At 59.0% G+C, this 12,237-nt stretch carries 9 protein-coding genes; 1 reads left to right on the forward strand and 8 read right to left on the reverse strand.

The features are described 5' to 3' along the window. The first annotated feature begins 259 nt into the window (after positions 1–259). Entirely contained in the window at positions 260–3,352 is a 3,093-nt protein-coding gene (gene rne, locus GQF00_RS03985) for a ribonuclease E (protein ID WP_161317834.1), read from the forward strand. 435 nt (positions 3,353–3,787) lie between these two features. Here rne and murB read toward each other — a convergent pair whose 3' ends face one another. Genes murB through GQF00_RS04025 form a run of 8 tightly spaced genes read right to left on the reverse strand, consistent with a single transcriptional unit; the run spans position 3,788 to position 12,194 of the window. Next, positions 3,788–4,807: a UDP-N-acetylmuramate dehydrogenase gene (gene murB / locus GQF00_RS03990; protein ID WP_161317835.1), complete on the reverse strand. Its 1,020-nt coding sequence runs from the start codon at positions 4,805–4,807 to the stop codon at positions 3,788–3,790. Continuing rightward, complete coding sequence (locus GQF00_RS03995) at positions 4,804–5,277, reverse strand: low molecular weight protein-tyrosine-phosphatase (RefSeq protein WP_370519460.1); 474 nt, start codon at positions 5,275–5,277, stop codon at positions 4,804–4,806. The genes murB and GQF00_RS03995 overlap by 4 nt, the downstream gene beginning before the upstream one ends. 13 nt (positions 5,278–5,290) lie before the next feature. After that, on the reverse strand, positions 5,291–6,046 hold the full coding sequence (kdsB, locus tag GQF00_RS04000) for a 3-deoxy-manno-octulosonate cytidylyltransferase (RefSeq protein ID WP_161317836.1): 756 nt from the start codon (positions 6,044–6,046) through the stop codon (positions 5,291–5,293). A 45-nt stretch (positions 6,047–6,091) separates the two neighbouring features. Beyond that, positions 6,092–7,087 carry a tetraacyldisaccharide 4'-kinase gene (lpxK, locus tag GQF00_RS04005; protein WP_161317837.1) on the reverse strand — a complete coding sequence of 332 codons (996 nt, stop codon included), beginning with the start codon at positions 7,085–7,087 and terminating at the stop codon, positions 6,092–6,094. Positions 7,088–7,123: 36 nt separating this feature from the next. Beyond that, on the reverse strand, positions 7,124–8,866 hold the full coding sequence (gene msbA / locus GQF00_RS04010) for a lipid A export permease/ATP-binding protein MsbA (RefSeq protein WP_161317838.1): 1,743 nt from the start codon (positions 8,864–8,866) through the stop codon (positions 7,124–7,126). Continuing rightward, a complete protein-coding gene (locus GQF00_RS04015) occupies positions 8,863–9,288 on the reverse strand; it encodes a biopolymer transporter ExbD (protein ID WP_161317839.1) in 426 nt (141 codons plus the stop codon). Before GQF00_RS04015 ends, msbA begins: the two co-directional genes overlap by 4 nt. Continuing rightward, positions 9,285–9,914: a MotA/TolQ/ExbB proton channel family protein gene (locus tag GQF00_RS04020; protein ID WP_161317840.1), complete on the reverse strand. Its 630-nt coding sequence runs from the start codon at positions 9,912–9,914 to the stop codon at positions 9,285–9,287. The genes GQF00_RS04015 and GQF00_RS04020 overlap by 4 nt, the downstream gene beginning before the upstream one ends. Positions 9,915–9,962: 48 nt before the next feature. Further along, on the reverse strand, positions 9,963–12,194 hold the full coding sequence (locus GQF00_RS04025; RefSeq protein WP_161317841.1) for a DNA internalization-related competence protein ComEC/Rec2: 2,232 nt from the start codon (positions 12,192–12,194) through the stop codon (positions 9,963–9,965). Between the last annotated feature and the right edge of the window lie 43 nt (positions 12,195–12,237).

A 12,237-nucleotide genomic window follows, 5' to 3' on the forward strand; every position in this document is an offset into this window, starting at 1 on the left:
GCCCTGGAGCGAACACAGTCTCCCACCGCCACAGCAATCGCGTGAAGTATTACCCGCTGGCCACATTGCCAGCCACAATTACGCACTAAACATTGCAAACAACTCGGAGAGACGCTCACTCAGGCACTGAATCACCCAGGAAAGCGAAACCCACGTACTGCGTGCGCCCTGGCCGTGAGAGGCCTGAAGCCCTCCCCCTGGTCTGCTACCGGTTGTAACCCGGCCCTGCCCAGTGCCACCACTAACGTGTGGTAGCACCATGAAACGTATGCTTATTAACGCCACTCACCCTGAAGAGGTTCGGGTGGCACTTGTCGATGGCCAGCGTCTGTATGACCTGGATATTGAACACAGAACTCGCATTCAGAAAAAATCCAACATCTACAAGGGCAAGATCACCCGCGTAGAACCCTCTCTCGAAGCCGCCTTTGTGGACTTTGGTGCCGAACGTCACGGCTTCCTGCCGCTGAAAGAAATTTCTCGCCAGTACTTCCAGAAAGACCCGAAAGACATTCAGGGTCGCATCAACATCAAGGAAGTGATCAAGGAAGGCCAGGAAGTCATCATCCAGGTCTCCAAGGAAGAACGTGGCAACAAGGGCGCGGCCCTGACCACTTTCATCAGCCTGGCCGGTCGCTATCTGGTACTGATGCCAAACAACCCCCGTGCCGGCGGTATTTCCCGTCGCATCGAAGGTGAAGAGCGTGCCCAGCTTAAAGAAGCCATGAGCGCCCTCACCGTGCCGGATGAAATGGGCGTTATCGTCCGCACCGCCGGCCTGGGCCGCAGCGCGGAAGAGCTGCAGTGGGATCTGGACTTCCTGCTCAAGCAGTGGAGCTCCATCGATGAAGCGGCCAAGGAACGCAAGGCGCCCTTCCTGATCTATCAGGAATCCAATGTCATCATCCGCGCCATTCGCGACTACCTGCGCAAGGACATCGGCGAAGTACTGATCGACTCCGAGAAGGTGTTCGCCGAAGCCCAGGGCTTCGTCCAGCAGGTGATGCAGGACTTCCAGAGCAAGATCAAGCTCTACAATGACGAAACCCCGTTGTTCTCGCGCTTTCAGATCGAATCCCAGATCGAGACGGCGTTCGAGCGTGAAGTGAAGCTGCCCTCCGGGGGGTCCATCGTTATCGATCCGACCGAAGCCCTGGTCTCCATCGACATCAACTCCTCCCGTGCCACCAAGGGCGCGGACATCGAGGAAACCGCCCTGCAGACCAACCTGGAAGCGGCCGAGGAAATTGCCCGTCAGTTGCGCCTGCGCGATATCGGCGGCCTGATTGTGGTGGATTTCATCGACATGGGTCCGGCACGCAACCAGCGTGAAGTGGAAAACCGCATGCGCGATGCTCTCGAAGCTGACCGTGCGCGTATCCAGCTGGGCCGCATTTCCCGCTTTGGTCTGCTGGAACTGTCCCGTCAGCGCCTGCGTCCAAGCCTGGGCGAGACCTCCAGCATTGTCTGCCCCCGCTGTGACGGCCAGGGCCATATCCGTGATGTGAAATCCCTCGCCCTGAGCATCCTGCGCCTCATCGAAGAAGAGGTAATGAAGGAGCGCACCGGCGAAATACAGGCCCAGGTTCCGGTCGCCGTTGGCACCTACCTGCTGAACGAAAAGCGTGACCCGTTGCGCGCCATCGAGCAGAACCACAAGGTTCGCGTCGTGATCATCCCAAACCCGAACCTGGAAACCCCGCACTTCGAAGTGGAACGCATCCGTGACGATCAGGTGGTCTCCCAGCTGAGTCACGAGATGGATCTGATGGAAGGTGCCGCCGAAGGCGAAGCTCCCAATAGCCAGGATCCCGGCGTCAAACCGCAGGAACCGGCCGTGAAACTGATGGCACCGGACACCGCACCGCCGCCGCCCAAGCCCGCTGCGCCGGCCCCCGCAGCCCCTGCCGCTGCCCAGAACCTGGGCTTGCTGGCACGCTTCTTCACCTGGCTGGCTCAGGTCTTTACTGCCCAGCCCAAGCCGGAGAAAAAGGCCAAGCCCCAGCAGAAAGGCAATAAGGGACAGCAGAACAACCGTAACCGCAGCGCTGGCGGCAACAACCGCAACCGCAATGACAACCGCGGCGGCCGTAACGACAACCGCAACAAGCTGGATGGTGGGCGTAACGGCAACAAGGGTGGTGACAAGGACAATCGCAACACCCGTAACCGCAAGCCACAACAGGACAAGGACGACAACCGCAAGGACTCCCGCCAGTCTGACAACAAGCGCAATGATGCCCGTGACGACAGCGGCAATGAGCAACGTCGTGGCCGCGATAACCGTCGCAACAAGCAGGACAGCGGCAAGAGCGGTGATAATAACGACAACCGCAACAACCGTAATCGCAAGCAACAGGATAACAAGCCTGACAACAAGGCCGACAAGTCCGAAGGCGGTAACAAAGGTGGCAATAACGACAGAGGCGCCAAGGCCCCTCGTCGCACTGACGCCAAGGATGACCGTCCGCTGCGCGAGCGCAAGCGTCCGAACAAACAGCAGGCAAGCGAGAAACCCGCTGGCGAGCAGCCACCGGCCAGGCAGGAAAAGCCACAAGCAGCTCCGGCTCCGGTAGAAGATAACCATCAGCTGCAGGGCGCAGAAAGCCACCCACCCGCCAAGCTGGTTCCCGAGCAGGAGCCCGGCAAGGCCAACGCTGAACAGAAAACCAGCGCCCAGCCCAAGGCTAATCCAGCCCCCGCCCAGCCGAAGCCGGCAGCGGAGAAAGCTCAGCCCAACCAGGCAGTAGCAGAAACCCGCCAGCAAGCTGAGCAGGCCCCCAAGGCCGCCGCGGCAGAGAAAACCGAGGCTGCACCGCAAGCAGAGAGCAAGCCGGCGGAGACTCAACCTGTGGCGGAGAAACCCGCGCCGCAAGCTGAACAGCCTGCACCGGCTGCAGAGCCTCAACAGGCAGCAGTGAAAAGCGAGGCGAAGCCGGAAGCCAAGGCTGAAGCAAAACCTGAGCCGACGACGCAAGCCCAGGCAGAGCCGAAGCCTGCCGAAGCACCCGGACAGCCCCCCCAGGCCAAGGCGGAAGAAGCGCCGGCAGCAGATTCAGCGGAACCGGTTCGCGCGAGCAACGATCCACGCTCCCCGAACTACAAGCCGCAGCAGCATGCTCCGCGTCAGAAGGCCGAGAAACCGAAGCCTGCTCCGGAAGCAAATCCGCTGCCGAGCCGCGCTACTGAAGTGAAGCCTGCCGCCGCCCAGGCCCAGCCCGCTGCCGCCGAGCAAGGCCGTGCGTCCAATGACCCGCGCGCCCGTCGTCGCCAACAGCAGGCAGAAGCTGCTGCGGCCAAGGCTGCGGAACAGGCGGAGAGCCCGTCCGAGGAAACGTCCTCGGACAGCTAAATTTGTTGCGAAGCCCACAAAAAAGCCCCGCAAGAGCGGGGCTTTTTTGTGGGCCTCAACATGCTTCACGCAACACGCCTGACGCCAACAATCGTAACCCCGCAGGAGCCAACCTGCTGGCGAATGCAGCCTGGAGACAAGGTTATCGCTTGCAGGCAAGCCCTTCCGGCAGGAAGCGGGGAAAGCCAGGCTTTCAGAGGCTGGGCGGATACCCTGAATGCTGCATCAGGAGAGGCCGCGGATTACGGTTGCAAGGAAGTCGAAAGAAAATGATTTCGGGCTGGTCGGCTAGGCTACCCACACACAATCGGCACTCACCGGTTTCAGGCACAGAGCCTTCCACGTAACGGACCCGGTGACGGCCACCGCCCCGGTTACTGGATACCTGAAAGATCCGATCACGCTCGTCGCTCATGCCATGCCTCCGCATCCCTTTCAGGGTAGCACAACAGGCTCTTGCTCCAGCTGGACACCAAAACGCTGCCAGACATCGCCGCGCACGGCTGAGGCCAGCACCTGCACATCGGAGGGCGTCGCTCCCCCATAGTTGACCAGCACCAGAGCCTGCTCCCGGTGCATACCCACAGGGCCCAACTGCTTGCCTTTCCATCCCGCGGCCTCAATTAACCAGCCTGCGGCCAGTTTCACACCGTCTTGCTGGGCATAACACACCAGCCCGGGAAACGCTGCCTTGAGTGATTCAGCCTTGTCGGCACTCACCACGGGATTCTTGAAAAAACTGCCGGCATTGGCCAGTTCCGCTGGATCCGGCAACTTGCTTTGCCGAATGGCAATGACCTGGTTGCGCACCGCTGCCGCCGTTACGGCCTGTGGCGGTTGATCCGCAAAATGCTGCTCGAGGGGCCCATAGCTGATATTGCAATGCGCCTGGCGATTCAGCTTCAACTCGATACCGGTAATGATGTAACGGCCCTTGTCACGCCCCTTGAAACGACTGTCCCGATAGGCGAACTCACATTCTTCACAGGAATAATGGGTAACTTTTCCGGTGGCGATTTCCATCACCGTCACCTGCTCCAGTACCTGGGCAAGTTCGACACCATAAGCGCCGATGTTCTGATAGGGGGCCGCACCGGCGGTTCCCGGGATCAGGGACAAGTTTTCCAGCCCCTGCCAGCCCTGCTCCACCGTCCAGGCCACCAGATCATCCCAGTGAACGCCTGCGCCAGCCGCCACCCAGACATGCTGGTCGGTTTCCTTCACCCTGGTCATTCCATCAATGGCCAGCGAGATGGTCAGCCCGGGAAGATCGCCCTGAAGAACCAGATTGCTGCCTTCTCCGATCACATACAGCGGCGCATTCGGATCACGATCCGCCAGCACCTGCTCCAGTGCGTCCAGTGTCGTCGGGCGAACCAGGCATGCCGCCCGGGCCGGCAGGCCCAGCGTATTCAAACGGCTCAGATCGGCATTGTACTCCAGACGCAGACTCACAGACGCTCCTGCAGGGACACCAGCAAACCGTCTGCGCCCTCTTCCACAAGATTGAGCACTGCAGCAAAGCCATCCTCACCACCATAGTAAGGATCAGGGACTTCGCGCAGGTCACTGTGGGGGGCGTAATCCAGGAAACGCTTGAGGATCACTGAGGAACCGGGAGGCTGCATGGCGACCAAATCTGCCAGATTGGCATCATCCATGGCCAACAACACGTCAAACCTGGCAAAGTCGTCCACGGTCACCTGGCGCGCACGCAGGCTGCTCATGTCATAGCCTCGCTCTGCTGCCGCATCCTGGGTGCGCGGGTCCGGCGCACGGCCAATGTGCCAGTCTCCGGTTCCGGCGCTATCAATCAGGATGTGTTGCTCCAGTCCGGCAGCCCGAACCCTGTCGCGAAATACGACTTCCGCCGTGGGAGAGCGACAGATGTTGCCCAGACAGACAAAAAGTACTGATATCGTCACGCCCGATCTCCTGTTACTTCGCTGCCAGCAAGGCCTGCACCCGCTGCAGGTCTTGGGGGGTATCAATCCCGCCAGGCACAGGTTCGCAGGACGGGGCGATATGAATGGATTCACCATTGGCCATGGCACGAAGCTGCTCAAGAGACTCCAACTTCTCCAGTGCCGCCGGCGCCCAGGTCACATAGCGATGCAGGAAAGCCACCCGGTAGGCGTAGATGCCGATATGACGCCACCACTGCCCACCGGAGGTGTCACGGGCACCGTCAGCAAAGGCATCACGGTGCCAGGGAATCGGCGCCCGAGAGAAATACAGCGCCTTGCCATTGTCATCGAACACCACCTTGACCACATTGGGGTTGAAGACATCCTCGCTATGCTCAATGGGTTCACACAACGTGGCCATCTGGCAATCCGGGTTGGCCGCAAGATTGCGGGCGACCTGATTGATAACGGCAGCAGGAATGAGTGGCTCATCCCCCTGTACATTAACGATGATATCGTCATCGGCAAGGCCAAGGCTTACGGCCACTTCCTGCAGCCGGTCTGTCCCGGAAGGATGGTTGTCGCGGGTCATGACCACCGACACCAAACCCTCCAGGGCATCAGCAATGCGCTGATCGTCCGTAGCCACATAGACGCTGTCAGCCTCACTCAGCTGACAGCGCTCCGCCGCCCGCGCCACCATGGGTTTGCCTGCCAGATCCGCCAGCGGTTTACCGGGAAGTCGTGTAGATGCATATCGCGCCGGCACCACCACATAAAAGCTCATGAACCACCTCTTTGACTAATTCAGGCGGAGTTGAAAGTTTAACGTTCAACTCTCCTTTTCATCCCTTCCCAGCGCCCGATCCAGCATCTGATCCAGCAACCCGTCAGGCAAATCCGCCGTCACCGGTAAAAACCACCAGTGGGGCTCTGCAAACGCCGCACACTTTACCGCATCCTTTTCCGTCATCAGCACCGGCAGGCCATCGGCAAACGCCAGGTCTGCGGGTTGATAGGCATGGTGGTCCGGAAAAACATGGGGCTGGGTACTGAGACCAATAATACTGAGAAGATTGAAAAAGCGGCGGGGGTTGCCAATGCCGGCGACAGCATGGACAGCGGGGTGCTCGCGAAGAAAGGCGCTGACATCCAGGGTACGTCCATCAGCCAGATTTTCGATCTCACCCGGTCGCATGATCATTGGATAGGCGCCGCTCCAGCCTCCGCCGGTGCTGATGACAAAGTCCACTTCCTTGAGCCTGGACGCGGGCTCCCGAAGCGGCCCTTCCGGCAGGCAATGGCCATTACCGAGACCGCGCTGACCATCGACCACAACGATTTCAGCGCTGCGAGGCAAGGCATAGTGCTGCAGGCCATCATCACTGATGACCAGATCCGGATTAAAGTGATTGATGGCCACATCCAGGGCATTACGGCGATCCGGATCGAGCACCACCGGCACACCCGTGCGGCGAGCGATCAGGACAGGCTCATCCCCCACCTCCAGCGCGACGCTGTCGGCGGTGACGGTTATCGGGTACTGGTCCGTCTTGCCGCCATATCCACGGGATACCACAACCACCTTCAGGTCCCTTTGCCGGGCAGCCTGCACCAGCGCGATCACCAACGGGGTCTTGCCGGTGCCACCCACAGTGATATTACCCACAACCAATACCGGCACTGGCGGGCTGGGCCGCTGGGCATTGAAACGACGCAAACGTCGACGCGCTTCCAGAGACACCAGCATGGACAGCGGGCGCAAGGGCACTAGCCAGGGACTCCCCTTGTACCACCCTTGTTGAATCCAGTCGCTAACCTTGCTCATGAACCTGCTCGACCTGATACGCCATTAGAATTGCAATTACTCTTCGGCAAAATCCATCCGGTACAACTGGGTATAAATACCATTACGGGCCAGCAGCTCTTCATGGGTACCCTGCTCCATCAGCTGCCCCTGATCGAGAACCAGAATCCGGTCCGCCTTTTCGATGGTGGACAGACGGTGCGCAATCACCAGCGTCGTGCGCCCTGCCATCACCCTTTCCAGGGCCTGCTGGATGTGATGTTCTGACTCGGTATCCAGAGCACTGGTGGCTTCGTCCAGAATCAGTAACGGGGAGTCCTTGAGTAACGCCCGTGCGATCGCAATGCGTTGACGCTGACCACCTGACAGCTGCACGCCGTCCTGCCCAAGACGCGTATCCAGGCCATGCTCCAACTGCTCAATAAAGCGCCAGGCATGGGCATCACGAGCCGCTTTTTCAATGGTCGCATCATCGGCGATTCGCAGTTCACCATAGGCGATATTATTGCGGACTGTGTCGTTGAATAGCACCACCCGCTGGCTGACCATTGCAATCTGGTGACGCAATTCAGCAAGGCGGTATTCCGACAGCGGCACGCCATCCAGCAGAATGCGCCCGTGATCAGGATCAAAAAAACGCGGCAACATGGCGCTGATAGTGCTCTTGCCCGCGCCGGAGCGTCCCACCAGTGCCACGGTCTCCCCGGCCTTGATGGTAAACGACAGATTGCGCAGCACCGGCGACTCCGGCTCATAGCCAAAGGTGACGCCGTCAAATTCCACATCCCCACGCACTCGCTGGGCCGGCACATAGCTGCCGGTATCCACTTCTTCAGGCGTATCCAGCAATTCAAACAGACTGGACGCACCTGTGACACCGCGCTGCACCTTCACATTCACATCAGTGAGCTGCTTGAGGGGTTTCTGGATCATCCCGGCGGCAGCAATGTAGGACAGGAAGCCCCCTACTGTGAGATTTTCTCCCATCAGGTGAATATACAGGTAGGTAATGGCACCAATGCCCACAGCCACGAACAGCTGAACGATCACCGTGCTGGCGATCTTGCTGGCATTGAGCTTGACGTTCTGCTTGGCGAAACTGCGGCTAACCGTATGAAAGCGACCGGCCTCCTGCTCCTGTCCACCGAAGATTTTCACCTCACCACTGCCTTCAATGGCCTCTCCCAGAAAATGGGTAATGTTGGACATGGAAGACTGGATACGGCGGCTGATCTTGCGGAAACGTTTGCTGGTGATATTCACCACCAGTGCGATCAGCGGCGCCACTGACACCAGGATTAACGTCAGCTTCCAGTTTTGCCAGAGCAGAAAGGAAAAGAGACCGATAACCGTCAACCCTTCTCGCACAATGACGATAATGGCATCGGTGCCGGCACTGGTGACCTGCTGCGCATCAAAGATGATTTTCGACATGATGCGCCCGGAAGCATTGCGGTGATATTCCGACTGAGGCAGTTTGAGCACATGGCCAAACACATCGTTACGCAGCACGTAGACCAGTTGCTGGGCGACCCAGTTCATACTGTAGCTGCCCATAAACTGTCCCAGCCCCTGAAAGATCACCAGCACCAGGGGCGCAATGGACACCACCATGACGCGGAAGTCCGTGGGATTGACAATGGTATCGCCCAAAAAACCGGCCAGTTGTGCCCCTCCAGCCTGGGTAGCGGCATACAGCGCATAGCCAATCACACTGATCAGCAGCATGAACCAGTGGGGACGGACATAGGACAGCAACCGTTTATAGGTTGGCCATACGTCATCGTTGGAATGACTCATTGTGCCTCGTTGGGGGATTCACGGGTGGTGAGTGACAGCTTAACAAAACCCAGCTGCCCCGCCACATCATAGACTCGGACCACCGACTGATAAGCCACATTGGCATCCGCATAGATTTGCAAAGGCATATCTGCCTTGTCCTGCCCCAGCGACATCAGCGCAGTGCGCAAGGTCTTGCTGTCAGACGCTGCCAGCTTCTCCCCGTTCACCAGATAATCGCCGGTAGAGGTAACTGTCACCGTCACCTGATCGGCAGACTGCGCCAGCGCAGCCCCATCGGCTTCCGGCAAGGTGATGGAAAGCTGTGTCTTGTCATCAAAGGTGGTAGATACCATGAAGAAGATCAGCAACAGAAACACCACATCAATTAGTGGTGTCAGGTTAACGCTGATCTCTTCCTGGCTGGGCCGAGGGAACTTCACGCCTGCTCTCCCGGCTCGGCTTCACGATCACCATGTACCAGATCCACCACGTGGACGGCGCTTTGCTCAAGCTCCACGGTAATTTCTTCCACCCTGCGAACAAAGAAGCGATGAAAAAAGATCGCCGGAATTGCCACTACCAGGCCCGCAGCCGTGGTCAGCAGCGCCTGCGAAATGCCTCCGGCCAGCTGGGCTGCATCACCGGTGCCATGAATCATGATGGCAGCAAACACATCAATCATGCCCACCACGGTACCCAATAGCCCCAGCAGCGGAGTGATGGCCGCAATGGAACCCAGCGTGCTGAGAAATTTTTCCAGCTCATGAATCACACCGGTAGCGGATTCCTGAATGCTTTCCTTCATGATCTCGCGACCATGTTTGGCATTGGACAGGCCCGTGGCCAGAATCCGGCCCAGCGGAGAACTGTCACGCAACTTGATCAGATTCGCGCTGTTCAACAGGCCTCGTTTCAGCAATGTCTGCACCTGCGGCACAGTATCGGCCGGAGCCAACTTGCTGGGACGCAATGTCCAGAAACGCTCAGCCACGATGGCCAATGCCACCACTGAACAGATCAGGATCGGGAGCATCATCCAGCCCCCGGACTGCAAAAGATCCTGCACCTTGTCTCTCCCCTTACTCACTACATTGCCCGGTTGGGCATAGTCGGGTTACCAGAAACGCCAGCCGGCTGGCTGTTGCCACGGCCGGACATACTCTTGGCGCCATTTTGTTATAAGCGGAACATTATCGTGGCCGTACCCGCGAAACACAATCATGCCGTCTTCGTCGGTACGCAGAACTGTGACTCCCGACTTGGCAAGACGCGCCAATACCTCCGCATGTGGATGACCAAAATAATGCTGGTAGCCCGCACTGGCCAGCGCCCAGGAGGGGGCCACTTCCCGCAGTAACGCGGCGGAGGTACTGGATTTGCTGCCATGATGAGCCAGCACCAGCAGATCCACCTGCGGCCAGTTACCCAGCAGCTGATATTCCACATCTCGCCCCACATCACCGGGCAACAGTAAACTCATGCCGTTGCCCTCGACCAGAATCACACAACTGGCATCGTTTCCCTGTGGGGCTGTCAGTGGAGGCCAAAGCACCGAGAAACGCACTCCATCCCACACCCATTGGTCACCAGCAACGCAGGGAACACTGCCACTCACCCGCTCTGGCTCGCCACTCAACCGGGGAATAGCGGCATCAAAGTCACGGTTACCCCCGGCATGATCGTTATCACCATGGCTGACCACCAGCCGATCAGGCGTTAATTGATTACGCGACAACCAGGGCACGATGATGGATTGGGCCATACTGCCGCCGGACCACGAAGCGCCGGTGTCATACAGCAGAAGGTGATCACGGGTGCGAACCGCCAGCGCCAGGCCCTGCCCCACATCGAAGGCCGTCAACTCCCACTGTCCCTGCTCAAGCGGCGGCAGCGATTGCGTTAGCCAGGGCAATAGCCAGAACGGCAGCAATCGCCGTGGAAACGGCACCGCTGGCAACAGTAAAAGAAACAGCCCGGCCATAAGACAGAGCGCACTCGCCAACTCAGGCAGAGGTAAAATCTTGGCCAGCGGTTCCGACCACCGTGATAACCCCTCCATGATCACTACCGACAATTCCACAGCCGCCCCTGCCCCTTGCAGCAACACCTCCAGGCCAGTAATCGCTCCAAGAAGGGTCAAGGGAATAATCAACAGGGAATAAAGCGGAATCAGCAACAGATTGGCCAGCGGCGAAAGCAAAGACCACTGGCCGAACAAGGCAGCAGATAACAGTGTCATCAAGACCGGTAACAACAACATCAACCGGCGCCCACTGTGCCCGTTCATCAAGGCAGCAATCACCGCCACCGCAGCAAAGGACAGCCACAGGCTTTCTGACAGCGCCGACAACGGCTGCAACAGCAACACCACCAGTAAAGCCCAGCCCAGACTGGACCACAGACTCACCTCGCGCCGGCACAGGCTGGCCAACGCCACCACTGACAACATGACAAGGGCGCGCTGCGTGGGCAGGCTGAACCCGGCCAGTGCACTGTACCCCAATGCCACCCCAAGCGCGGGCAACCACCCCAGTTGCTGCTGGGTCAGGCGCCGGGACCTCGGCCACAGCCAATGACACAGTGGCCCGAACACGCCCCTGCCGAACCACCAGACAGCGCCCGCGACTATTGCCACATGCAAACCGGAGATTGCCAGCAGATGTGCCGCACCGGTGGACTGAAACCCGGACATTAACGTCGTATCGAGCCCGGAACGGTCTCCCACTACCAGTGCTGGCAGCACACCGCGGGCCGCCGGCGATGTCTGTACCGCGCGGTAGATGGAAGCGGACAACTGCTGACGCCAGTAAGCAAGACCTTGCCCTTCGGAAATCAGAACCGCTTTTTTTAATGTGGATCGGGCAGCAATCCCCGCCGCCAAATCATGGCGAGCCAAATCCATACCTGTGGCGTTATACAGCCCACGTCCTGCTTTGAGCTTCAGACTGAGCCGTAAATGTTCGCCGGCGTTTACCAGCCTGTCGGGCCCATAGCTACTGATGCGTATCCGGTGCTCGCCGGGCCAGCGCGGATGGTTCCCGGCCTGAAAGATAAAATGCTGTTCCTGCTGCAAGCGCCCGAAGCGAAAGCGTTCGCGGTTCTCAGGTACCGACATCACGGTACCTGCCATGGTCAGAATCTCGCCTTCCAGACCGGCCGGAAGCCGCTGTTGAACGCCAAGCTGCAAATGCCAGGCACCGTAGAAACAAGCCACAGGCAGCAATAACCAGATGTTGAGGCGACCACGTGCCAACAGCAAGGCAATCAACAGGCAAGCCAGTACAGCCCCCAAGGCACCCGTCCCGCTGCCGGCAATCATGGCAAACGCCATTCCCCATCGTCGCATTGCCTCTCCCGAAGACGAATCCTGCTGCAGGTGTATGCCTTTT

It is taken from the genome of Alcanivorax sp. DP30 (assembly GCF_009882945.1).
Lineage (GTDB): Bacteria > Pseudomonadota > Gammaproteobacteria > Pseudomonadales > Alcanivoracaceae > Alcanivorax.

Bases quoted from the DNA above. Each gene is read 5' to 3' on its own strand.
- lpxK (WP_161317837.1), bottom strand. From the start codon at position 7,087: ATGAGCAAGGTTAGCGACTGGATTCAACAAGGGTGGTACAAGGGGAGT.
- rne (WP_161317834.1), top strand. From the start codon at position 260: ATGAAACGTATGCTTATTAACGCCACTCACCCTGAAGAGGTTCGGGTG.
- kdsB (WP_161317836.1), bottom strand. From the start codon at position 6,046: ATGAGCTTTTATGTGGTGGTGCCGGCGCGATATGCATCTACACGACTT.
- GQF00_RS04025 (WP_161317841.1), bottom strand. From the start codon at position 12,194: ATGCGACGATGGGGAATGGCGTTTGCCATGATTGCCGGCAGCGGGACG.
- msbA (WP_161317838.1), bottom strand. From the start codon at position 8,866: ATGAGTCATTCCAACGATGACGTATGGCCAACCTATAAACGGTTGCTG.